The sequence below is a fragment of the Bacillus kalamii genome (assembly GCF_047238185.1).
Lineage (GTDB): Bacteria > Bacillota > Bacilli > Bacillales > DSM-1321 > Bacillus_AD.
In genome coordinates this window covers 1281878-1305176 of the sequence record NZ_JBDFMI010000006.1, presented here as the reverse complement: position 1 = coordinate 1305176, position 23299 = coordinate 1281878, and the positions used below count along the sequence as shown (strand labels likewise).

The window sequence follows — 23299 nt, the reverse complement described above, 5'->3', positions numbered from 1 at the left end:
TTTAAATTTTGAAATTAGCCATTGCTTTGTCCATAATGTCTTGGTTAACTCCTATATAACGACGAGTGATATTAGGTGAGGAGTGATTAAATATTTCCTGTAGCATCGCCACATCTTTTCCTTGTTGATAATAAAAGTGGTATCCAAATGTCTTTCTTAATGTATGAGTCCCTATATTTTGAAGGTTAAATTCATCAGCTACTTCTCGTAATATTTTATATGCCATTGAACGTCCAATGGGTTTATTTACGCCTTCTCTACTTTTAAATATAAAGTGATCATCACTCATACCTTGGATAAAATGCTTTAATTCTCTTTTTAAAGAAGGTGTTATCCTAATCCACTTTTGCTTATCTGTTTTTTGCTCCCTGATAGCAATATGCATACCTTTTACATCTTTGACTTTTAGTTTCAAAATATCTGAAATTCTTAACCCTGTATTTATTCCTGTCACAAAAAGGATATAGTCTCTTTCATTTTTGTTTTTGAGATAGGCCTTGATTGCTTCGACCTTTTCCATATCTCTTATAGGCTGGACAAAGTTCACAAGCTTGTCTCCTTTCAAAAAGAAAAGACGCTGCATTTTAGCAACGTCTTAATATTCAAATGGCTACCAACCAATTCAATTCCCATAACCATTATAACGAATTCAGAATAAGGAACACAAACATTGTAATAATTGTTTAAAGTGTAAAATGTGTAAACCTAAACAGACAATTCTTCTTTATATATTAACCATGCCAGCTGTTTAACAATGCTCTTTTTTATTTCATTTAACCGGACCCTTGATAGACTCATATGAATGGCAATTGCCGTCATTGTTTCTCCATCCATAATGCATTCTAATACAGTACGTTCTTTCTCATTCCCCAAAGAAATAACAGCAGCGTCCATTTTCTCAATCTTCCTGTTTAACTCAATGTACCTCTTATACATCCTTTGCTCTCGATCATCTAAGTTCTTTAGCTCTGCCTGGCTTAATCCAGAAGATCCTTTCGGTAAACCAGCTTCATCTCCATATTGTGCCACGCCTGAACTAATTGACAGAGAAGGATCCTTGAATAACTCATTTGCTAACCTTACTCTTTCATTTCTCATCCACTTATAATTTTTCAGGTCCTCTTCAGTTTTTTGAACAATATCTAAGGCTGGTTCAATATCCAAGAAGGAAATCTGATCTTCATCTATTTTTAAAACCGGCAATTCTTCTTTGTGCCACTCTTTACAATCCTCAATTTCTCCAATGCTTTTCTGATGTACTCTACAGATGCTCTTTTCTCCCCAAAGGCTTCCGGGACAATTTATACAAATGGTTTCACAGAATTGGCGTTTAGGAATGGTTGTTCTCATTCAATCTCTCCTTATCTTCCCCTGTTTCAATCATGTTCTTTACTTTTTCATAACAACCCATTAAGGTACTGGAGCATTCATGATAGTCACTATTCCAAAGTTCAAATAATCCAAACTGATTTATTTGAACATACAAGCCAGCTATTGTTAACTGGCTTGTATTATCTAAAATAGAAAGTAGATTAAATATTGGATCGTCCGCAGGTCCTAATTCGTGATAAATATTTAATTGTTCCACCATAAGGACCTACATATCTACAAGCTCTGATGGTTCATATAATGACAGCTTGCCTTCTAATTCTTTAATATAAATCTCTTGTTCTTCCATGCGCTTCTTCATGCCATATATATAGTGGGCTTGATCCACATTTTCTTGCATAGCATGATCAGCAAGTTGTTGTACCGTCCACGAAGAAGGATTAAATGGTTCCACATATTTTTCCGAACCTTTTATAATCTGTTCTCTTCTGATGGTTTCTCTATAGCTCTCAGCTTGTCTGTATAAAGGGTGAGTTAAGTGTTTTTCAAGATTACTTTGCATTCCTTTTGCTCCTTCCCTTAATAATGGGATGTGAAGCAGCCTCTCTTTCATCCCATCCTCTTCTAATTCGATCATTAAATGTACTATTACAAATTCCGAATTTTTCTGCGATATGCTTCCACTTTTTCCAATTTTGCTGTCCTGGTTGACGTTTTTGTTGAACAGGCTGTGTTAGCGCCCTTTCAATGGACCAGTCTTGATGATACACTCGACTTTCTAATATTTTTCTACTTATTCCGTTAAGTTCAGCCATCGCATAATGTTCTGAAGTAAGATATTTTCTCATTATGCAGCACTCCTTTTATTCATCTTCCAAAAGAATTAAATTTAGTCTTTTTTTACTTTTCTGTATTCTTTTTCGATAAGAAGGATAAGTCATGTATAGTAAAAAATCGATAGTTTTCTTGGTTTCAGTACTAATTTCACGTATAGTCCCAACCGCAACAAATTCTTCACCTTTGTATAAAGCATAAATTCTTTTATACCAAGGAATAGACATTTATAAGACCCCCTTTAATTTACTCATTGCTCTTAATACATACTAGAATCCGATTCAAACCCACAATTTTTACAACTGTAATGTCCGTCTTCCCCTACATAGCAATCCCAAGCGCCACACTTGCATGTTGTCCATTCACAATCACATTCAGGATCATTCTCTTTTGCACCGCATCCCATGCAGGTGTCATGAAGTCCTATCATTTTCATGAGCAATCTCCCTCCGATACTCACTGCTTTATTGTGTTTCCTGAATAAAAATCCAAATTTAGGTAAAAATACTATTAGCAACATCATCTCAGTGCTGTATATCAGAAGGAGGGGAATACTTCTTCCCTTCCAAGATAAAAAAGTGTAGTGTCCTTCGTGAAAATATGATAATTTAAGTTTAAATCCCGTTTCTCATCTTTTATAGATGGGAATTTTTTTATTCACAAAACGATAATAAACTTCATACAATACATTACTTCTCTTACATCACCGTTTTACTTCAACCTACTCAGATCCTTGGGTAGGTTGCTTAATTTATCAATGGGTGTCCCAAAGTTCCTTTCTATGCATATAATGCTTAAGCAGGGGTTAGACAAGCATGCAAACCGAGGAGCAAGAAAACCATTTATCGAATGGTTTTTTTGTTTTGAAATCCTTTAATCATTTTTTCCAAGAAAAACCTCTTCTAGAGCCAAATCCTTTCTTGATATACTAATGCATATAAATATGCCATGGAGATTCAAAGTGAAAAAATCAAAGATAATAACAACCGTTACTGGAATCGTCTCAATAATAATGTTGAGCTTCTTTATATTCCAAAACAATAAAGATATTAAAAATATAGAAAAAATTTGCTCCGCTTTAACTAACTCGATCTCGTTTAAAAACTATTTAAAAGATGCAGATTCCCACTATGATCACAGAGAACAATTGATTACTATAAAATTGGATTTAGAAAATACTTTTGACAATCTAGATCATTCTCGACAATTTGGTTTTTTAGAATACTATAACAAGCAATTCAGATATTTTATGCGTCAGGGTTTATTTACATCATCATTATTTGATTGTGATTTAATAATAAATGCACGGACGGATAATAATCGTTATTATCTTCAAAATACACTTCCAATTAAAAACTCGCCAACAAGTGGGGAGAGCGTATTCTATAAAAACGATGATAAACTACTTACAACTTCTAAATACAAAAAAATATACAAAGAGTATTTAAAAAATGATCCTGAATCTTATCGAGATCAAGAAGTATTAGAGTATGCCTATAAATTTTATTCAATGTTGACTAGATCAGGTAAATACTTTAAGCCTAAAAGGGATGCCCCAATAATACTCAATACCATACAAGATAAATTTGATATATCTCCTCCGGAATTTGATGAGATATATAAAAAACGTGTTATGGGAATTACGGATGCTTCTGTGATTAAATGAAGCATCCTTTTTTATACACTTACTCTTTTGTTTCATAGCATAATCATCGATATATATGGCATTACAGAATTACTTGGTCACACGTATCTATTTCATAAAATCCGTAACCAATAAAACCGTAGTTATCAACTATATAATCATCTAAAACATCTTCACAGCTAGGATTGTTCGGTCTATTCACATCATCCTTTACTGTTACTACAATTGGTTCTTTATTTTCCATAACTACAAAATACTTTCTTTCATTCATGGCAAATCCCTCCCCGGTTTCAATGACTCAACCCTTACTCTTTTGTTTCCTAGAATAGTGACTGTTGAAAAGTACCAGTCTCAATGGCCACCGGATTAATCCAAAGGACTTCCTGCCGTTTTGCTCCACCTTCAGCTGCAACATTCAAGGTTTCTCGATGCCAATGCTTTAACCTGTCATCATACACGTGATGAGCATATCCGGAAAGAAGAACAGGACCTGGATGTTGATCTAAGATATCCAGCAAGTCCACATGATCATCAATAGTCATTTCATGTTTGTAATGACGCTTCGTTCTTGTCTCGATAATGTAAGGAGGATCTGCGTAAATCAGCACTTCTTTTCTCTTATATCTTTCCAAAAGCTTTGCAGCTGGTTGATGTTCAATCTGAGCTTGCTTAAGTCGATTGGTCACAAGAAGAATCTTTTCAGGCAGCTTAGACCACTCCTTGGCCACATCCGGACCATTTGAAGAAATAAGACTTCTCCATCCTGTACGATCGGAGGTTTTCCCGCCAATGGCCTGCCAACACCTTACAAGGAATCTCCGTGCATCCTCTAATGAATCTCCGGTATCTGACTCATAAGCTGCATAGTATTCTTCTCTCGAAAAAGGCGTCCATTCTATGCCAGCTGCAAGTGCTTCCGGCTGATCGCGAATCACTTTGAAAAGATTCACTATGCTACTATCCATATCATTTATCGTTTCAATGACGGATGCAGATTTGTTAAAGAAAACCGCGCCAGAGCCGAAAAATGGTTCCAGATATGTTTTGTGCTCCGGCATATGGCTGATAATCCAGCTGGCCATTGACCATTTGCTACCTGGATAATGTAAAATTCTTGGAATGGCCATGCTAAAATCCCCTCTCTAATTAACTGATTCAAACTTTTGTTTCATACTCCACAAAGCAACCGCATCCACCGATGTCCCATATATCACATTGGATTGGTTTCTTTTCCAACTCTTCAAGTGACAAGGTTTTCATAAAGGTAAAAGGCTTTTTGATCGGTTCACCTTTCGCATTCTCCCCTAACAATCTCAGCTTTGATTTCAAGTAACTTGTGTTGGTAAGAATATTCTTGATCTTATCTGACTTCTTGCCAGTAGAGACGAATTCCCATACATCCTCATACATACGGTCCGGCATTTTCCCGGATTTTATGAACGGTTGTTTACAATACCGAATGTATTCGCTTATGATAATTTCTTGTTCCATTAACTCCATAAAGGTTTTTTCATCCTTCATAAGAAGGTTTTTAAAATGACCCTGTCCAGCTTTTACGCATCTACCTTTACAGTTGTTATGACTAAACTGCATATCGTACATTCTTGGCTGCCGTATACTGTATTTCTTCAATACCGCGTCATTATCAATAATGTTATCTATAAGAGGCATCACCACTTTGAATGGCTGCCAGTTTGCTTTAATGGGCCCTTCTCGGTGCATTTCTTCAGAGCCAATCCCAAAATACAATGTTGCTTCGCTGATAAAATCCTCTGACCTCAAAAAATGCCGGTTATGCCACTTTTCAACCTCTGGCACAATTCCTTTTTTCAAGTATTGAGCAGACACTTTCATTTTCAGTTCCTTACTGCAAGTGCCCACTCTATTGTTGGCCATGAATCGTTGCTGGACCATTAACTGTGGCGGTGTTATTCCTCGGCTATGGATTAACATAGGAAGCTCTAATTTATCGCTAGCTTCGGAGATAAAGCGATACAGATCTTCATCTTCCCAGAGAGTATCAGTGAAGTAGAGCAATATATTGTCATCGGGGAAATTGGTTTTCACATAATCGGCTGCTGAAAAGCTGCTCTTACCACCTGAAAAGAAAATAATATGATTTTGCATGCTGCCGACCTCCTTTAATTAACTGAATCAATCATTTGTTTCCATCATTCGAAGAACATGATCTGTATAATCAACATTGCACTCAAGGTTTTCTCTTGCCACTTCTTGAATGTGAAACTTCTCAGTGTTAGGAAGGTGTGCTGTTTCAGGCTTACGGCCACGATTATAATGGCCAACGTAATACAAAGCCGCTCTTAACCTTTCAACTTCTTCAATTAAGAAAGGAATATCTTTTCTTGCGTTAGCTATAAATTCGGCATCATATTCGTTGATTGTAATTCTATGGTTCGGTTTATATATGCAAGTCCCTAGAGTTACAACCGGCATGCTTCCATGTAGCTGAGGATGATCCCATGCAGTGCCGATTGCTCTTTCTGCTAGATGCGGTTTATCTGTCTCGTGAATCCGTTCAAAAACTTTCCACGGCCCTTCGGTGGCAGCATCACATCTTACTTTGATTTCTGATAATCTCTCGTCTAACAACATCAAGCTCATCTCCTTATGCAACTGAATAATTCTTTTGTTTATTTCATTCCCATGACTACATATCCATCTTGTTGTGCAAAATCTGTAATGTAGGTAATCTTTCTATCTACAACTCTTCCAGTGAATTCTTTATTGTTTGGATCATACTCTTGAAGCATCAGAATATCGCCTACTTTAAAATCACGATCATTTTCTCTAATTTCAAATTGTTTCTGCTGCTTACATACTGCTAAGAAATACTCTGGCCAAGTTTTCAATCTATGAACTACTGGCATCTTCGTTCCTCCCCTATATGAACATAGCTTTCAGTTCTGTTTCTCCAATATACAAGCGCTCATTGGTTTCAAGATTGTCCAGCCAGTAAACATGTTCAGTCATTGCGACACTATCAGCTCTAGCATCCATAATTTTTGTTGTAGCTGTAATTACTTTGTGCAGCACACCTTTTATTTCATATACCTCACCAATTTGAATGAATGGTTTGCCATTTAACATTCGAGGTTTAGTCATCTTCATTCCTCCCCTATTCACTAATAATCTTTTCTGTATATGCTTTAACGAAGAATGACTTCTCTTCTGTTAGTTCCAAAACTTTATCGCAAAGCTGCCCGTAACCTACGGTATTTTCTAACGGAAAAAGGTGTTTTACTTTCTTAGAATGTTCTTTTGTAAATTCATCACAAACTTTATAAACTCTTACCGTCTCTTTTAAATGCTCAATTTCCTTTTGTTGTTCCGATAGATCAACCAGTTGCAAATACTTAGTGAGGAAAGAACCACTAAACCCTTCTAAGAAAACTAGATTCCTTTCATAAATACCTTGTCCCTTAAAATCTACATATTCATCATTTTGGCAAGTCCAAACCTTGCCGTTGTAATGTTCAGCTTCACCACATGTATGCATAACGACCTTATCGCCCTTCTTCAGCATCTTCCGTCCTCCTCTAATTAGGAAACATAATACAAAATTTGATATTTAGAATTCGACTGTTACATTTATCTTCATAGGGATATTTTGAGTTAATAACACATCACTTTTACCTTGGGAATATAGTTTTTTTACACACTCTTTAGAAACTTCCAAATCTTCGAATCTCTGTATGGAATGTCCGAATGCTCCTCCATAAATAACAAAATACATTTAAGTTCCTCCTTTTTATAATGAAAATCCATCAATGGCCTCGTCTATAATGTCCTGGTTAATCCCGATATACCGCATTGTCACCGAAGGAGATGAATGGTTGAAGATTTCCTGCAGGATGGCAATGTCTTTGTATTTTTGATAAAAATGGTATCCAAATGTCTTCCTCAAGGTATGTGTCCCTATTTCATTCAGCCCAACGACTTCGGCAGCTGAATTTAATATCTTCCAGGCCTGCACCCGTTTAATCGGGCACTCACCTCGTAACGACTTGAAAAGAAAGTCATCATCCTCCATGCCAGCACTATATTCAGTTATATGTGCCTGAAGGTCACTGTTTAGTTTGAATCGCTTGTGCTTGCCCGTCTTTTGCTCGATTAGTATCAGATGGCTCTTCCCTCTGACCTGCCCTACTGTGAGGCCCAAAAGGTCACTTATACGGAGACCGGTGTTAATTCCCATCAGGAACAAGAAATAATTCCTGTAATGCTGCAGCATCAATATCTGCTTCATTTCTTCAATTTTCCCTTTATCTCTAATGGGTTGAACAGTTTTCAAAATAAACAGCTCCTTTTTAGCATGTGATGAATTTATTCTTATGCACTGTGATCTTATCTTGCTGATCAATAACATAAGCCGTATCATATGTTGAATAATAATCTTGTTGATCTGAAAAACGGCCTAAGGCAAGTTCCTTATCTGCAGGACTATAACAAATCGTTTTTGATAGGTTTTGCCCATCTCTACTCCAGACAATAATGCAATAAGGGAGAGGGCCGTTAAATCCTAACTGCTGTATGGTTCCTTTACTCATCCAGATAGCCTGTCCTTACAAAGTAATTGCGCCAGTTTTTCATCTGTCGGGCTTTCTCCAACTTTTTGAGGCTCCGTTTCAACTGTCGTTTCTTACGGGATCGATTCATTGGTACTCACCTTCCGTTCTTCTTGAATTTTTCCATTCTATAATTTGGTCCTTCAATGACAACTGATTCGCAATATTGAACCATTCGACTAAAATCCCTTTCCCCATACATATCGAGTAATTCTTTCCCAGTGAAATTAGTGGTGTAAATCGTCGCCATGCCCACTCGACTATCAATCACTTCATAGACCTTTCCTCTTGCCCATGCAGATGAACTATCTGATTTACCGTCAATTTCCACGCCTAAGTCATCCAAGACTAGAATATTTACTTTTTGAAGAGCCGTTAGTATTTCAACCTCTTGCAAGTCACTTTTTTTCCCATATGTCGCTTTTAACTCGGTCATTAATCTAGGAAGAGAAATGAAAATGCCGGTGTTCTTTTTTTGAATAAGTTCCTTGACGATCGAAGCAGCAAGATGACTTTTTCCAACGCCTGGTCTCCCTTGAAGAACAAGACCTTTTTGTTTATCGAAACTAGCAATATATTCTTTGGACTTTTTTAAAGCAAATGATTGGGTTTCCGTTTCTGGCTTATAAGTTGTTAAAGTAGCAATTTCTAAATCCCGATTCATCAGGCTCTTTTCACGAAAAGCATCCATCAATTGGTTGACTTCTTTATTGGCCATCAATCTCTCGGATTCATCTTTAATCAACTTGTCTTCTTCGGCAATCATCGAACAATAAAAACAAAACTCTTTACCATCCTCAATGATTAATTTCCGTTTACAAATGGTATTTGTGATGATATCGATATTTGTACAACGTTTATCAGAAGTCGAAATCCCATTCATCCGGGTTAGTGGTTTGACCTTTTCCGTTTTGAACACCACCTTTTTGATTTAAATAAGCTTCAAATTTTGTTCCAAACAATGTCTCTGGACGAAGGTATTTATTCATGTTAGGGTCATTGATCCATTCGGTAACTTTGTTATCTATGACCCTTTTAAAGTCCTCCAATTTAAATTCTTCGTTCCAACGTGCTTTTATTAGGTCCTTGGTTTTTTTAGTGCCAGATTTATAATTTGTGTCAGCTCTCGAATTGAGATATTCAATGATTTCAGAGAAAGGTATAGATATGTTATTAATCTCTGTTGTAGTTTCTGTAGTAATCTCTGTTAAAGAACTTTCGTTTTCAAAAGAACGTTCTTTTGAATCCGCAATTTCGTTCTTTTGATTTCGCAAGAAGGAAATGAACAAATCGGAAAAACGACTTTTGTTAAATCGATAGTGTACGGTAGGGCTTCCATTTGCTTTCATTACTTTGGTTTCCAACAGGCCCATTTTTTCTAATCTTCTTCGAGCTTTTCTTATGGAATATTGACTTAACATTATCTCCTGTTGCCATTCCTCATCGGTTTTGTAGAAAAAACCATCTTTTCTTGTTCCGCGATCTGACCAATAAATCAGTTGGGATAAGAAAAGACCAGTTTCGAAATCATCAACGAAATTCACAAGAGCCACATTTACAGTAATGATGTTACTTTGACCAGTTAATTGAGCTATCAAAGAAAAGACATGTTGTTTATAATCCAAATTTTTCACTTCCTTGACATATTGCTTGTCCAAATGTATATACTTGTATTAGATATTTTTTTCTTTGGAATCCATTGTTAGCGCAATGGATTTGTTTTTATATTAAGGGTCTCCATGATTGAACCCAACTTATAGCCTCTTCAAAATCTCTTCGTTTAACAAAAATATACTTGGGAGCTGCGAAAGCCCGTCTAAGATGACTATGAATTTGGGAATACAATTGTGTTTTGCTTAAATCATAGTCGTCCTTAATCCCCTCTACACGCTTCTTAATAGCATGCTGCAAGGATTGTTGTTGGCCATGATTTAAGACAATTTCCTCACTAACCTGCCTTTTTATCTCCATTACATCCGACTTTAAGGAATTCAGTTCTTCCGAATTTTCGATGGATAACTTCATGGAAGCCATTAGCTGCTCTTTTTCGGAAAGAACTTTAACTTTGCTAAAATATGAGTCAACCAGCTTCTCATATACTGCCCATGCTTGATCAGTATTCAATGATTTTGCATGTAACAGGGCACCTTTTTCTGTCCATAGATATAAAACGGATGAAAATTTAAGGCTATCGTCAAATTGACGTGACCCTTTAAAGTCCTTTAATCCTTCCCCCGTTAAAGAGAAAAAGTGTTTTCCTTCAATGTATCTCTCTGAATTCCTTTGAAAATTCCGATTAATAATTTTAGGATCTGTACCATAACTTTCAGCCAGTTGATTTGTTAATAAAACTCTTTGTCCATTTTGTTCTATAACTTGAAGCTGCATTATTCCATCTCCTTATTTTTTCTTCGCGCATAATTTCAATATTGTTTGCTTTGTGTCAGTGGACAATGCCTTCCATTCACCAGCTTTGATTTTCATTCAGACCATCCTCCTTATCTATCAATTTCTAAATCTTCAAGGCCTGTCCAATACTCTTCGCCCATACTGTCCGCCACTCGAACAGATATACCAGTTGGATATTCCTTCGCGTCCACAATCGTAAAGTTTCGTGTGATTGAACAAGTTTGACCGATTAAGTCTGTTCTTGTTTTTGCTTCTTCCACGTTCTCACCTCCTTAAAAAATAGAACTAAAATTATTCCTCAATTTCTGCAAAACTAACAAAAAGAGGCAGCCTATAGAGGCTTAAAAGTATTTAATTTATTTTCCATACCAATTTTTCAATGTATTAACGATATTGTGGATGACTGGATTACCATTGTTTAATTCCTGCTCAAACCATTTTTCTCGTTCGATTTCATTCATGTTCACAAGTGGTGAATGGATAGTAATTACAGTATTTCCGATATAATGCGTTTTGCTTGGTACATCCATTTTTTCAACCTCCTTGTTTACATCTATATGTTTGGATAGGGTTAGAAATCATGGAATTACATAACATCTTTTTCTTCATAAAATGGAATATCTAAAACTTCCGCGATTCTCTTTTTTTGTTTTAATGCTTTGCGTTTCCCTTTCAATATGTCAGATAAATAAGCATCAGAAATTTTTAGTTCCTGGGCAAATTTTCTTCTGGATAAACCCAGATCATTTAACCGAATAATCACCTTAATACCAAACTCCGTCATATGCTTTCCTCCTTTGCTAAAATATAAGCTAAAAATTTAGCTATTATATTGACAAAAACTAATCTAAAGACTAAAATCAAGACATAGCTAAATAAGCATGTAAATATAGTCTGTTTAATGTGGGGACATTAATTAAGGACAATTAGAATAGCTTGTGAAGGCTAAATAATTAGCTTATGAGGATAGTTTATTATTCTTTAGATTAGTTGTCAACCAATAAATTCTAATCTATAGAATAATCAGTCCTTTTGAAAGGTGAAAATCATGGAACTCACGGAAGTAATAAAGAAATTGTGCAAAGAAAGAGGTATTTCAGTCGCAGATTTAGAGGATGAATTATCCTTCGGTAAAAACACGATTTATCAATGGAAAAAGAAAACTCCCTCAATTGATCGTATACAAAAAATTGCAGATTACTTCGATGTTTCTACTGATTATCTTTTAGGTAGATCACCTAAGAAAAGATATTGGGATTTAACTGACAAGGATGAAAAAACCATTCAAAGACAACTTGAACAAATGATTAATGATATGAATACAGTTAATTCTCTTTCTTTTTCAAAGGAATCCGAGCCTATGGATGAAGAAACAAGAAAGTTACTAATTATTTCTCTAGAAAATTCATTAAGAATGGGAAAAGAATTGTCTAAAAAGAAATTTACGCCTAAAAAATATAGAGGGGAAGATCAATAACTCCAACGAACAATAATTATGATACACGATTAAACGGGGGATAAAAATTGATTAGAAAAAAGTGGATCGATGAAATAGTAACTACATTGGTAAAAAGACATGATTCAAGGAATCCCTACACGATTGCAGAAGAAAAAAATATATTATTTCTTAACGAAAATTTAGGAAATATCTATGGCTACTATAATAAAGTGAATCGAATACAATTTATTCACATAAATCAAAACATGCCACCACAACGCCAGTTTTTCACTTGTTGTCATGAATTGGGCCATTGTTTTTTACATCCAGATGAAAATACACCAATGTTATCCGAAGAATCCCTTAGATCCGAAGTAATAATTGAAGCTGAAGCCAATTACTTTGCCGCAAAGTTAATATTAGATGGGAGCCATTTAGAAGAAAACATCAATGATATATATACATTGTTAAACTTCTATGGTCTCCCATTAGAAGTAGAAAGAATCGCTATGCAAATACTTAATGAAACTAATTAATACATACATAGATTATACATACTTAACAAAACCATATTTTCTATAAAGGAGGTGATTCTTTGGATAGCTCCACAGGATTAAACATTGATATTTATCTGCGGAAAAGTCGTAAGGATATTGAAGAAGAGAAGAAAGCAGCAAAAACAGGCAAAGATTACGATACCCTTGCAAGACACAGAAGACAGCTATTAGCTATATCCAAAAGAGAACAGTTTAATATTATAAAAATCCATGAAGAAGTTGCATCAGGTGAATCAATTAGTGATAGACCTAAAATTCAAAACTTAATTCGAAGAATTGAGAACAGTGAAATAGATGCTGTTTTGGTTATTGATATGGATCGTTTAGGCCGTGGTGATATGCTTGACCAAGGGATATTGGATAGAGCCTTTAGATATTCAGGAACAAAACTAATTACTGTTGAACAAACCTATGATCCAGATGACGAATCGTGGGAACTCGTTTTTGGTATAAAATCACTTGTATCTAGACAAGAGTTGAAAGCTATCAATCGAAGATTACAAAGTGGAAGAGTTGACTCTGTTAACGAAGGGAAATCTATATCAAAGAAACCACCATATGGTTATTTGAGAGATGACGCGTTAAAGCTCTATCCAGATTCAGAAACTGCATGGATTGTACAGAAGATGTTTCAAATGATGAGAAATGGTAAAGGAAGGAAGGCAATTGCAGAAGAGTTAAATAGATTGTCAATATCACCTCCCGATCCCAAAAGGGACGAATGGTCACCATCAACTATCACTTCTATTATTAAAAACGAAGTTTATCTAGGCCATATCATATGGGGAAAAATGAAATACATTAAAAGAAATTAGAAATGCTAATTTAAATATGTACAGTATTGCTCGAATAAATATGTACAAATTTGATATGAATCTACATACTAATCTTGGGGGGATTAGTATGTACATAACAATGAATATTGATATCGATTTTGAGATTAAAAGTCTTTCAGACTTACCGAAATTCAAACAGATTATGGAGCATATGAAAATGAAAATCAATAAAAGTAAGCTAGCAAAGGAATTGGGTGTGGATCGGCGGACAATTGATAAATATCTAAATGGCTTTATCCCAAAAAGAAAAAGGGAAAAGCCCTCAAAGATTGATCCTTATTATGAAATAATAGCCGCATTGTTATCAGAAGATTCAAAACAGGTATTTTATTACCGTCGTATGCTTTGGCAGTACCTAAAAGACAATCATGGATTGGAATGTGGAGCTTCAACCTTCCGTGCGTATATAGCTCGTACACCTGAATTTAATGCCTACTTTGAAGAGGATAAACGTATTTCTTCACCCAAAGGGACAGTCCGATTTGAAACGCCACCAGGTAAGCAGGCCCAATTAGATTGGAAGGAAAACATTTTATTCGAAACCAAAGAGGGAGAAAAGATAGAAGTCAATGTGGCGGCTTTCATTTTATCAAATTCCAGATTCCGAACATTTCAATTAAGTCTTTCTAAGTCACAGAGTACCTTACTTTCTTTTTTAACAGATACTTTTGAAGCAATTGGCGGAGTTCCAGCTGAAATCCTTACGGATAATATGAAAACGGTAATGGATGAAGCGAGGACTGATTATCAACCTGGGAAAGTGAATGCGAAATTTGATCAGTTTGCGAGGGACTTTGATTTTAAAGTCAAACCATGTATTGCAGGACGACCGAGAACCAAGGGGAAAATTGAATCCACAATGAAACTCCTTGATGAAATTCATGCGTACCAAGGTCAACTGACAATGGAGGAACTTCATCTATTCATACAGGATTTAGGGAATAGAATGAATCACCAGATCCATCAAGGAACGGGGAAAATACCGATTATGGAATTCAAAAAAGAAAGGAACCACTTACTCCAGCTACCAACTGACAAAGTAAGAGATTCCTATCGCATCAAACATACACATGTAAAAGTCAATGCATCAAACATGATTTCCTACAAATCGAATCAATACTCTGTACCACCAGAATATCAAGGAAAAAAAGTAGGCTTACAGGTGTATGATGACTACTTGTGGATTTATTATAACATGAAACTGATCGCCCAACATCCAATTAGTAACGCTAAACTTAATTATCAAGAGGAACATTATAAGGCAAGCTTACTTGTTTCCACCCCTCATTATCCTGAAATCGACGATTTAGCAAAACGGAATTTAGCAACGATTGGAGAAGTGTATAAATAATGAATCCAACTACAAACTATCAACAATTATTATGGAATCTTGACTATCTAAAGTTAAAGCAAATGAGCTTACATTTAAATGAAATCGTAGACTTCAGCGTAAAGCATCAGATGTCATTTATCGACACATTAATCAAGTTGACTGCGTATGAAATAGACATACGGGAGAAAAACATGACGCAATCGATGGTGAAGGTCGCAGCTTTCCCTCATTTTAAGGAGGTGAAAGATTTCGATTTTACCTTTCAAACATCGATTAACCAACAGCAGATTCTAGACTTCCTTACATTGCGTTTTATCGAGGAGAATGAAAATATTGTGTTTTTAGGACCAAGTGGTGTCGGTAAAACCCATTTGGCCACAGCAATAGGGATTGCGGCAGCAAAGAAACGGACGAGTACCTATTTTATTAAGTGCCATGACTTGATTCAAAATTTGAGGAAAGCTCGATTAGAAAATCGGTTAGAGAGCCGTTTGAAGCATTACAGCAAATACAGACTGTTAATCATCGATGAAATCGGTTATTTACCGATTGATCACGAAGACGCTAAGTTGTTTTTCCAGCTGATTGATCGAAGATATGAAAAAAGAAGTACCATCTTAACAACCAATGTGAATTTCAAAGCGTGGGATGAAATATTTCAGGAACCTAAACTGGCCAATGCCATATTAGACCGCATTTTACATCATGCGACAGTTGTGCCTATGATAGGTGATTCATACCGATTAAAGGATCATTTAGCAAAAGAGAACGAGTAATTCTGTACATCCTTATCCAAGCGAAAGTGTACATATTTATGTTGACATTTACAAAAGAAATGGTAAATACTCAAGAAAAAAAGTTCCTAGAGAACAATGGAATATTGCCTACAACGCACACGAACCTCTTGTTTCTGAAGAATTATTTAATCATGCTAACATGGCTCATACCGGAAGATACCGCCCTTCAACAAGTAAAAATCATTCCTTAGCGAATCCTTTAGCAGGTATTTTAAAGTGTAAATATTGTGGTAAAACTATGTGGTTACAGCCTAAAAAGGATAGACCTAATGATTCATTAAGATGTCCAAGTTTGAGCTGTAAAAATGTCCAAAAAGGCGCCCTATTTTACCTGGTTGAACAAAGGTTAATTGAGTCATTAGAAAAATATATTGCCAATTACAAAACAAGCAATAAAATTCAAATCGAAAACGAAGATAACCTTCACCTTTTTATTGAAGCAATAACCAAAAAGAAAGAAGAGAAAGAATCATTACAAGCACAAAAAAATACTCTTCATGATTTCCTTGAAAAGGGAATCTATACTGTTGAGACATTTATGGAAAGACAACAACTTTTAAGCGAGAACATTACTAAAGTTAATAAAGATATACAAAAACTCGAATGCGAACTCAATAAGGAAGAAAAGAAGTTAAAAAACACTAAAGAAACCATTCCTAAAATTATTAGCGTTGTTGAAGAATACAGATCAACAACTAACATAGAAAAAAAGAACCAACTTTTAAAATCGGTTCTAGAAAAAGTTACTTTTAAACGTTCTAAAGAAATGGTAAAAAAAGATCAATTTGAACTAGAAATATTTATGAGAAGTTAATCTTATAAATCCAGTTAGCTTCTCACCTTTTCATTCTTTTTAAAAAAGTGGACTAAAGCACTATATATGTCCTTTTTACTTTGTATCAAATAAGTTTTAAGCTTCTCATTTTGAATTTTTTTATATACACTGTTTAGTGTAGAGGGTGTACGATTGTATTGATTGACCTCGCCATATCCAAACATATTCGATCGTTTCATAAGTTCTTCCACCAATTTGACACAGCGTACATTATCGGAAGTAAGATTATCTCCATCTGAAAAATGGAATGGATAAATATTGAATTTGGACGGTTCATATTTACTATCAATGATTTCAAGCGCCTTTCGGTAAACAGATGAACAGATGGTTCCGCCGCTCTCCCCTTTTGTAAAAAAATCCTCTTCAGAAACGACTTTCGCTTCTGTATGGTGGGCGATGAATTCGATCTCGACCGTTTCATATTTTGTCCGAAGGAACCGGGTCATCCAGAAGAAGAAGCTTCTGGCCATATACTTCTCCCAGAGGCCCATTGAGCCTGAGGTATCCATCATAGCAAGGACGACCGCCTTCGAATCCGGTTTGACTACTTCGTTCCATGTCTTGAATTTCAAATCTTCTTGGATAATCGGATAAAAACCAGGCTTGCCTGTCAGTGCATTCCGCTTAAAGGCAGAGAACATGGTTTTCTTTTTATCGATATTCCCCATCAAGCCGGTTTTCCGTATGTCGTTGAACTCGATATGTTCCACTGTATGCTCTGCCATCTCTTTCTTTTGTAAATTGGGAAGTTCCAATTGGCTGAAAAGCACTTCCTCCAACTCAAGCAAGGAAATTTCAGCTTCATAATAATCTTCCCCCGCTTGATCGCCCGCACCCTGTCCTTTTCCGGGCGCCTTCTGGGATGGCGATCCATCCCTTGCAACCACATCGCCGATTTGGCTTTCTCCATCACCTTGACCAACATGCTTATTCTTATCATAATTATAACGGATTTTGAATTCATCCAATGAACGGATCGGTATTTTAATGACATCTGTTCCATTAGACATGATAATACTTTCTTCGGATACAAGATCAGGCAAATTATTTTTAATCGCTTCCTGGACCTTTTCCTGATGACGCTGTTGATCATCGAATCCTTTGCGATGGAGGGACCAATCTTCCTTAGATATCACAAACTGGTGTTGTTCATCGACCGACATATCATTTCCCCTCCTTGAATGTATATTCATATCATTTTTCCGGGGCTTAGCATCTAGAGTATTACTCTATCTTATGCACACACTCATCCTAATTTGCGGATTATTTTGATAATTAGGCAACTCAGAATGCTTACAAAGGATAATTTGCCGCTAAAAAAACCTTATCTCCCTGATAAGGTTTAATATTTCATAATAGCCATCGCCTGGCTTCCCATTTGAACCCATGATTTTTCAAATGCCTGCCTTGAAATGACTCTGTTACCGATCGGCTGCAATGGATCATTTACATATACATGGCTGGCATCATATCCTGTCAAAACAACACTATGTTGGCGGTATGTCACCCTCATTGGACCAGCTTTTGTCTGCCATGTTTGGAATTCCGATTCCGGCAAAGCCTTAAATTGGACATTCGTCAACACCCAGACTGGTATCCCTTTTTCCAATAAACCGTATAAATCTTCTGGTTGTTTCCCTGTCATATTGACCACTCTTTCATTTCCTGCATACGCCTTGGCAAGTTCGATCACCGGCTCTACAAAGACACCTAGGCCCGGCTGGTCAAATGATCCCATGTCGCCGACAAAGCCATTATGCATGTTTCCCCGATATTGCCCATCACTGAAAGACTCATGGGCAATCTGCCCGGCTAGCGCCATCTTGTTTGCTTTGAACCCTTGATATTGCAGCAGCATCGCCAGAGCGGTCACTTCGCACCCTCTTGGCAGTTCTGGCATTTGTTGGATTAAAGGGACTTTTAATAAGGGATGTTCCCTTTCTTCTCTGTTATATATAGATTTCTCTGAAAGCTCTTCCTTCTCAGGCCTGGCAAACTTTAAATCATTGGCAATGTTTTGCCTTACCAATCCTTGCAGATAGGTTCCCAATGAAACACCGGCTATTACAATAAACAGAGAAAGGGCACTGAACAGTATAATATTTTTTTTAGTAAATAGCCGTTTCATATACTAGTCATCCCTTCCCCATTTAGTCGTTTATTGTACTCTTTATTTGTTAAATACATTCAATTTAATAGATACAAAGTCCCTCTTGTCCGTTAAGTATAAAAAAAATTCCTTCTATTTTCAATTCTTTTATTTTCACCTAAATAGGTTTACTCTACCAAAGAAAAATCCATAAGGTCTATCGATATACCAAAATACATTTTTTACCTTTTATATATACAACCAAGTACCTTTATATGAATATCCACGCCTATAAAAAATGAATATTTTTCCTTATATATTGATAAATACAACCAATAATGTTAACATTATCCTAATTATTTAAGACTAGTAAAATTGTTATATATCTAAAATAAATTTCATAACAAACAATTTATTACTAGTCAAAATACAGGGGGATCTATCATGGCGACTACAGAAGCATATTTTTCAATCGATGTAAATACCGGGGCAAAAACAGTTGAATGTAAGGTAGTTGGTGTATTCACGCCGGAGAAAGTGGAAGAATTCTTAACTGATTATAAACAAAAAACATCCACTATCAATCCAAGTGAATATGTCTTTATAGGCGATTGCACTGACATAACTGTATTAGGGCAAGATATGGCCCCAATCATGCAAAATTGTTTAGCTCTATATAACCAGAGCGGTTATGGAAAGATACAAATTGAGACAGGCAACAGTGTCATCCTTCAAAATCAATTTAAACGATTAGCCAGAAATGCAGGAATTAAAGAAGAAATATTCGAGGTTATTTCTAAGTAATACATAGCAAGTTGATGGGGGGATACACTAATGAACCATGTGAAAATAAGAACAATCAGCACTTACCATCCAGCAACCAAGATAGGTAATGAGCCGTTTTTAGAACATTTTCATTCTATCGGCAAAGATATCGAACATTTCCTTCACCATATGGGCCGGAATGAACGCTATGTCATTACAGACCCTCAAGAAAACAGCTTAACTATGGGAATTGCAGCTGCAAAAAACGTTTTAAAGAAAGCGGATTTGCAAGGTGCAGATATAGACATGATCATTTTCAGCAGCCAAACTCCGGAATTTACTGTTCCTACAAACGCCACTTTTATACATAAGGCTATAGGCGGCGCCCACCATACGCATGTTATTGATATGAACAGCAACTGTGGGGGCATGATGGCGGCTGTGGATCATGCTTGCCGTTATATGATGGCAGATTCACGTATGCAAAGAGCACTCGTCATCGGATCCGATTATAATAGGGTATACTCGAATCCGGACGACGAAATAACATCGCCAAACTTTGGAGATCTGGCGGTGGCCCTCATTTTGGAGCAATCTGATAAACCGGGCTATCTAGACAGCCATTATTATGTGAATACTTCAATCAGCGATCATATTAAATTTCCGGAAAAAGGGCTTTCGCATATGCTGCAGAACAATACAAACAACAATTATATGCTATGGAAGCCATTCGACACTGATATCTGTCTCCCTCCAGCATACCGCTCCATATCCGATATGCTTGAGCGGAACAACCTAACCAAAGACGATATAGCTATCTTTTGTTTGTCCCAATTTTCAAAGGATACGATCTTGAAGATTCAGGAAAATCTTACTCTTTCTCCGCACCAAATCGGCTATTATGGCGACCAATTTGGCTATACAGGAACTTCAAGCCCATTCCTTGCCCTTCATGAAGCTATTAAAGAAGGCAAAGTCCAACGTGGCGATTACATACTGTTTTGGACTGTAGGCGGCGGCATCCAGAATGTAACTATGCTCTTCCAATATTAACGCCAAAAGGTCCGTCCATAAGAGCATTTCTGCTTGAGGACGGACCTTTTTAATTCCAAATTCGGCTACTATTGAATTTCTATGATTCCGGGCTGAAAAAGGTTTTCGGCTGAGAAGGATCTGATTGATAAATCATTTCAGATACAGTCACACATTGGTACTCTTCCTGATCAAGAAAGTCAGCCACTTTTTCCATTGCTTTTACCGTTTGGGCATTCTGGCGCCAATCATGCAGCAAAATGATGTCTCCCGGCCGGATATTTTTAATAATGTGGTTAGCTATCCGATCAGCTCCTGGGCTCCTCCAATCCTTAGGATCCTGATGCCAAGACCATAAAACCACTTTATACCCGTTTTTTACTGCCGTTTCAATCATCCTATTATTAAATAGCCCGCCTACAGGCCTGTATAGAGTTGGCTTCTGCCCGGTCACCTTCTGGATTATCCTTTCAGTGTCGAGCAGCTCCTTCTCAAGTTTGCCTGAAGTGATATGCTTATTATAAATATGATTGTATGTATGATTTCCGATTTCGTGGCCTTCTTTAAAGACACGGTAAAGAACTTCAGGATGGCGTTCAATCTTTGAACCAGATACAAAAAAAGTAGCCTTCATACGGTGCTTAGCCAAAATATCCAAAATCTGGCCAGTGTACAGCTCATGAGGGCCGTCATCGAAAGTCAAAGCAACCATTTTTTTGGTTGTTTTCCCTTCCCACACAACATCCCCTTTCATTTCATACTCCTGCCTGCTCAACTCATCCGCTTTAACGGTTGTTTGCGGGAACCCCGAGATTAACAATGTGATTAATAAGATTGTTAACATATTCTTTTTTTTCATGAATCCAACACTCCATCATCATATTCCATACTGATTAGTGTGCGGATATAACCGATAATTATGATTGAAATGCATAAATACTGAAAAAAAATATCAATTGTCTTTTCAAAGAGATACACAGGGCCTCTTTTCAGTGATCCAATATTCCTTCTTTATACTTCAAAACTGCTTCCCGCGATCGTTGAATGCCGGTTATGTACTCAGAATAGTATTTCGAAACATACGCATAAAAAATAATATCAATCGTCAAAAATTGGGCAAACAAAGAACTGGTAGCCGCACTTCGGTATTTTGCCTCTGGAGCGCGTACATGCTGCAAGGACATATCTACTTTTTCCGATAATTTATTATGTCCAAAACGCGATAATCCAATTGTCCGTACACCAGCATGTTGGGCGATGTCCACGAGCCTTAATACTTCCTCTGTATTACCGCTATTGGAAATCGTAAAAAAGACCGAATTATTGCGGGATGCAGCTAATGCTGATGCTGTTATATGGGCATCTTGATTGGCGGTGACCATCTTTCCCAAACGAAGCCATTTATGGACAATGTCTTCAACCACCAGCCAGGATGCCCCAAGACCGTATACATAAATAACATCTGCATTTTTCATCGCCTCTACTACATCGTTCAATGTATGTTCATCCAAATAAGTAGATGTCTCCTGAAGGACCCGGACTGAATTAGATACAATCTTCTCTTTTATTTCCTTTATCTCTTCGTTCGGCTCTATATCATAAAAACCTTTTTTCTCTGTTTCCGCTTGTGATAACTGTGAAGATATGGAAACCTTTAATTCAGTAAAACTATCTATTTCTATTGAGCGGCAAAACCTTATGACTGCAGAACTGCTCGCATGGGCTTGCTGCGCTAGATCATTGACGGTCATTCTGATGACTTCCATTGGATTTTCCAATACATATTGAGCTACCTTCTGCTCTGATTTAGGCAGTTGTGCCAACATGCTTTCAATCCTGAGTAATACATCCATAACGTACATCAAGCGCTCTTCCTTTCAAAAAAAATCACTTTATCTCATCCATAGCCAAGTAAAAGCCTCCTAGTGTTGAGGAAAGATCCTCCACCATAAATTTTGCTTCCTTTTTTATAGATGCACATTTTTCTTCAAATGCACTGAGGACCATCGGGATTTTACTTAATACGCTTCCTTTAACCGCAATTGTACCATAATTCTGAAAACCTACCTTATTCCATAATAGGAGTGTTTGCTCAGCTAGCAATACACCAGCCTGATGTAAGATAGAACCTGCCATTTCATCCCCATTTTCAGCTAAGTTCTTTATTAAAGGTACTAGTGCTGCAATTTCGCCTTTCGTAGCTGCATAAATGAACTTCTTTAATTCTTCGGCTTCCTTTATTTCATGCCTGTCGAGAATAGACATAGATAACTGGCTATAATGCTGCATCCGCTCACTTTCTTGAATCACCTTTTTATAAGCTTGCATGGCAATCCAATATCCGCTTCCCTCATCTCCAAGCAAATGGCCCCATCCTCCTGCCAAATGATAAACTCCCTTAGAACGGCCAATGCTGACAGACCCGGTTCCTGATATCGTCAAAATACCATCTTTTCCTTTCAACATGGCTGCATGGGCTATCACACCATCATTCACAACCTTAGTCGGAACTCGGAATAACTCCTGAATTTCCCTGGAGATACTATCGGGATCTTCCACGCCCCCCAATCCAGCCAAACCAATGTAAATAAAACGGCATTCCTCAAGTAAAAGCTGATTAACACATTGATTGATGGCTGCAATTATATGCCTCACTGCACCTTTTCTATTTATCAAAACATTGCCATAGGAAGATCTGCCTTCAGCCAGCTTATTGCCGCCCATATGGTACGCAGCAGCTTCTGTTTTTGTACCGCCTCCATCTACCCCAATAATAAAAGCCATGTCCGATTCTCCTTTCAATAACAAAAAAGG

The 23299-nt window shown here is 36.8% G+C and carries 35 protein-coding genes and 2 pseudogenes; 10 read left to right on the top strand and 27 right to left on the bottom strand.

Annotation, left to right across the window (positions count from 1 at the left end):
• Position 1: 1 nt before the first annotated feature.
• The 6 genes from ABC357_RS24365 to ABC357_RS24340 form a co-directional block, all read right to left on the bottom strand.
• Positions 2-547, bottom strand: a complete 546-nt coding sequence (locus tag ABC357_RS24365; RefSeq protein ID WP_412888937.1) for a site-specific integrase — start codon at positions 545-547, stop codon at positions 2-4.
• A gap of 158 nt (positions 548-705) precedes the next feature.
• Complete coding sequence (locus tag ABC357_RS24360; protein WP_412890065.1) at positions 706-1350, bottom strand: hypothetical protein; 645 nt, start codon at positions 1348-1350, stop codon at positions 706-708.
• A complete protein-coding gene (locus tag ABC357_RS24355) occupies positions 1331-1591 on the bottom strand; it encodes a hypothetical protein (protein WP_412890064.1) in 261 nt (86 codons plus the stop codon). The genes ABC357_RS24360 and ABC357_RS24355 overlap by 20 nt, the downstream gene beginning before the upstream one ends.
• Positions 1592-1597: 6 nt before the next feature.
• Positions 1598-1891, bottom strand: coding sequence for a hypothetical protein (locus ABC357_RS24350; RefSeq protein WP_412890063.1), 294 nt, complete (start codon positions 1889-1891; stop codon positions 1598-1600).
• Positions 1881-2177: a hypothetical protein gene (locus ABC357_RS24345; RefSeq protein ID WP_412890062.1), complete on the bottom strand. Its 297-nt coding sequence runs from the start codon at positions 2175-2177 to the stop codon at positions 1881-1883. Before ABC357_RS24345 ends, ABC357_RS24350 begins: the two co-directional genes overlap by 11 nt.
• A 15-nt stretch (positions 2178-2192) precedes the next feature.
• Positions 2193-2390 carry a hypothetical protein gene (locus tag ABC357_RS24340; RefSeq protein WP_412890061.1) on the bottom strand — a complete coding sequence of 66 codons (198 nt, stop codon included), beginning with the start codon at positions 2388-2390 and terminating at the stop codon, positions 2193-2195.
• A 734-nt stretch (positions 2391-3124) separates the two neighbouring features.
• On the opposite strand from ABC357_RS24340, the gene ABC357_RS24335 reads away from it, so the two are divergent.
• On the top strand, positions 3125-3829 hold the full coding sequence (locus tag ABC357_RS24335) for a hypothetical protein (protein WP_412890060.1): 705 nt from the start codon (positions 3125-3127) through the stop codon (positions 3827-3829).
• 61 nt (positions 3830-3890) lie between these two features.
• On the opposite strand, the gene ABC357_RS24330 is transcribed toward ABC357_RS24335, so the two are convergent.
• From ABC357_RS24330 to ABC357_RS24255, 16 genes are all read right to left on the bottom strand, one after another.
• Complete coding sequence (locus ABC357_RS24330) at positions 3891-4079, bottom strand: hypothetical protein (protein WP_412890059.1); 189 nt, start codon at positions 4077-4079, stop codon at positions 3891-3893.
• Positions 4080-4128: 49 nt separating this feature from the next.
• Positions 4129-4935, bottom strand: coding sequence for a DNA adenine methylase (locus ABC357_RS24325; RefSeq protein ID WP_412890058.1), 807 nt, complete (start codon positions 4933-4935; stop codon positions 4129-4131).
• 28 nt (positions 4936-4963) lie between these two features.
• Positions 4964-5935, bottom strand: coding sequence for a hypothetical protein (locus tag ABC357_RS24320; RefSeq protein WP_412890057.1), 972 nt, complete (start codon positions 5933-5935; stop codon positions 4964-4966).
• Positions 5936-5962: 27 nt separating this feature from the next.
• Entirely contained in the window at positions 5963-6421 is a 459-nt protein-coding gene (locus tag ABC357_RS24315) for a hypothetical protein (protein WP_412890056.1), read from the bottom strand.
• Between the two features lie 38 nt (positions 6422-6459).
• On the bottom strand, positions 6460-6696 hold the full coding sequence (locus tag ABC357_RS24310; RefSeq protein ID WP_412890055.1) for an ASCH/PUA domain-containing protein: 237 nt from the start codon (positions 6694-6696) through the stop codon (positions 6460-6462).
• A 13-nt stretch (positions 6697-6709) separates the two neighbouring features.
• A complete protein-coding gene (locus ABC357_RS24305; RefSeq protein ID WP_412890054.1) occupies positions 6710-6931 on the bottom strand; it encodes a hypothetical protein in 222 nt (73 codons plus the stop codon).
• A gap of 13 nt (positions 6932-6944) precedes the next feature.
• Positions 6945-7352 (bottom strand): hypothetical protein, encoded by a 408-nt coding sequence (locus ABC357_RS24300; RefSeq protein ID WP_412890053.1) that lies wholly within the window; start codon positions 7350-7352, stop codon positions 6945-6947.
• A gap of 45 nt (positions 7353-7397) precedes the next feature.
• Positions 7398-7562: a hypothetical protein gene (locus ABC357_RS24295; protein ID WP_412890052.1), complete on the bottom strand. Its 165-nt coding sequence runs from the start codon at positions 7560-7562 to the stop codon at positions 7398-7400.
• Positions 7563-7577: 15 nt separating this feature from the next.
• Positions 7578-8120: a site-specific integrase gene (locus tag ABC357_RS24290; protein ID WP_412890051.1), complete on the bottom strand. Its 543-nt coding sequence runs from the start codon at positions 8118-8120 to the stop codon at positions 7578-7580.
• Positions 8121-8136: 16 nt separating this feature from the next.
• Positions 8137-8376: a hypothetical protein gene (locus ABC357_RS24285; RefSeq protein WP_412890050.1), complete on the bottom strand. Its 240-nt coding sequence runs from the start codon at positions 8374-8376 to the stop codon at positions 8137-8139.
• 115 nt (positions 8377-8491) lie between these two features.
• Positions 8492-9313 carry an ATP-binding protein gene (locus ABC357_RS24280; RefSeq protein WP_412890049.1) on the bottom strand — a complete coding sequence of 274 codons (822 nt, stop codon included), beginning with the start codon at positions 9311-9313 and terminating at the stop codon, positions 8492-8494.
• Positions 9255-10019 (bottom strand): conserved phage C-terminal domain-containing protein, encoded by a 765-nt coding sequence (locus ABC357_RS24275; RefSeq protein ID WP_412890048.1) that lies wholly within the window; start codon positions 10017-10019, stop codon positions 9255-9257. Before ABC357_RS24275 ends, ABC357_RS24280 begins: the two co-directional genes overlap by 59 nt.
• A gap of 97 nt (positions 10020-10116) precedes the next feature.
• Positions 10117-10782: an ORF6N domain-containing protein gene (locus ABC357_RS24270; protein WP_412890047.1), complete on the bottom strand. Its 666-nt coding sequence runs from the start codon at positions 10780-10782 to the stop codon at positions 10117-10119.
• A gap of 110 nt (positions 10783-10892) precedes the next feature.
• On the bottom strand, positions 10893-11063 hold the full coding sequence (locus tag ABC357_RS24265) for a hypothetical protein (RefSeq protein ID WP_412890046.1): 171 nt from the start codon (positions 11061-11063) through the stop codon (positions 10893-10895).
• 96 nt (positions 11064-11159) lie between these two features.
• On the bottom strand, positions 11160-11333 hold the full coding sequence (locus ABC357_RS24260) for a hypothetical protein (protein ID WP_412890045.1): 174 nt from the start codon (positions 11331-11333) through the stop codon (positions 11160-11162).
• Positions 11334-11389: 56 nt separating this feature from the next.
• Complete coding sequence (locus ABC357_RS24255; RefSeq protein ID WP_412890044.1) at positions 11390-11587, bottom strand: helix-turn-helix domain-containing protein; 198 nt, start codon at positions 11585-11587, stop codon at positions 11390-11392.
• Positions 11588-11851: 264 nt separating this feature from the next.
• On the opposite strand from ABC357_RS24255, the gene ABC357_RS24250 reads away from it, so the two are divergent.
• The 7 genes and pseudogenes from ABC357_RS24250 (at position 11852) to ABC357_RS24220 (ending at position 16578) form a co-directional block, all read left to right on the top strand.
• Positions 11852-12280 carry a helix-turn-helix domain-containing protein gene (locus ABC357_RS24250; RefSeq protein WP_412890043.1) on the top strand — a complete coding sequence of 143 codons (429 nt, stop codon included), beginning with the start codon at positions 11852-11854 and terminating at the stop codon, positions 12278-12280.
• Between the two features lie 47 nt (positions 12281-12327).
• Positions 12328-12777, top strand: a complete 450-nt coding sequence (locus ABC357_RS24245; protein ID WP_412890042.1) for an ImmA/IrrE family metallo-endopeptidase — start codon at positions 12328-12330, stop codon at positions 12775-12777.
• Positions 12778-12836: 59 nt separating this feature from the next.
• Positions 12837-13610, top strand: a pseudogene (locus ABC357_RS24240) (recombinase family protein); the annotation flags it as partial.
• A gap of 91 nt (positions 13611-13701) precedes the next feature.
• Complete coding sequence (gene istA / locus ABC357_RS24235) at positions 13702-14985, top strand: IS21 family transposase (RefSeq protein ID WP_412885845.1); 1284 nt, start codon at positions 13702-13704, stop codon at positions 14983-14985.
• Positions 14985-15743: an IS21-like element helper ATPase IstB gene (gene istB, locus ABC357_RS24230; RefSeq protein ID WP_412885551.1), complete on the top strand. Its 759-nt coding sequence runs from the start codon at positions 14985-14987 to the stop codon at positions 15741-15743. The genes istA and istB overlap by 1 nt, the downstream gene beginning before the upstream one ends.
• A gap of 34 nt (positions 15744-15777) precedes the next feature.
• Positions 15778-15894: pseudogene (locus ABC357_RS24225) on the top strand (recombinase family protein); the annotation flags it as partial.
• Between the two features lie 9 nt (positions 15895-15903).
• Positions 15904-16578: a hypothetical protein gene (locus ABC357_RS24220; RefSeq protein ID WP_412890041.1), complete on the top strand. Its 675-nt coding sequence runs from the start codon at positions 15904-15906 to the stop codon at positions 16576-16578.
• A gap of 14 nt (positions 16579-16592) precedes the next feature.
• Here the strand turns inward: ABC357_RS24220 and yhbH are convergent, their stop codons facing one another.
• On the bottom strand, positions 16593-17762 hold the full coding sequence (yhbH, locus tag ABC357_RS24215; protein WP_412890040.1) for a sporulation protein YhbH: 1170 nt from the start codon (positions 17760-17762) through the stop codon (positions 16593-16595).
• Between the two features lie 179 nt (positions 17763-17941).
• Positions 17942-18727 (bottom strand): C39 family peptidase, encoded by a 786-nt coding sequence (locus ABC357_RS24210; protein ID WP_412890039.1) that lies wholly within the window; start codon positions 18725-18727, stop codon positions 17942-17944.
• A 405-nt stretch (positions 18728-19132) separates the two neighbouring features.
• Here ABC357_RS24210 and ABC357_RS24205 point away from each other — a divergent pair, with 405 nt between their 5' ends.
• Positions 19133-19492 carry a hypothetical protein gene (locus ABC357_RS24205; protein ID WP_412890038.1) on the top strand — a complete coding sequence of 120 codons (360 nt, stop codon included), beginning with the start codon at positions 19133-19135 and terminating at the stop codon, positions 19490-19492.
• Between the two features lie 30 nt (positions 19493-19522).
• Entirely contained in the window at positions 19523-20506 is a 984-nt protein-coding gene (locus tag ABC357_RS24200) for a 3-oxoacyl-[acyl-carrier-protein] synthase III C-terminal domain-containing protein (protein WP_412890037.1), read from the top strand.
• Positions 20507-20585: 79 nt separating this feature from the next.
• Here ABC357_RS24200 and ABC357_RS24195 read toward each other — a convergent pair whose 3' ends face one another.
• From ABC357_RS24195 to ABC357_RS24185, 3 genes are all read right to left on the bottom strand, one after another.
• Positions 20586-21344 carry a polysaccharide deacetylase family protein gene (locus ABC357_RS24195; RefSeq protein WP_412890036.1) on the bottom strand — a complete coding sequence of 253 codons (759 nt, stop codon included), beginning with the start codon at positions 21342-21344 and terminating at the stop codon, positions 20586-20588.
• Positions 21345-21474: 130 nt separating this feature from the next.
• Positions 21475-22347, bottom strand: coding sequence for a MurR/RpiR family transcriptional regulator (locus tag ABC357_RS24190; RefSeq protein ID WP_412890035.1), 873 nt, complete (start codon positions 22345-22347; stop codon positions 21475-21477).
• A gap of 25 nt (positions 22348-22372) precedes the next feature.
• The gene (locus ABC357_RS24185) at positions 22373-23269 is read right to left on the bottom strand and encodes a BadF/BadG/BcrA/BcrD ATPase family protein (protein WP_412890034.1); all 897 of its coding nucleotides are present in this window, start codon (positions 23267-23269) and stop codon (positions 22373-22375) included.
• Positions 23270-23299 lie beyond the last annotated feature (30 nt).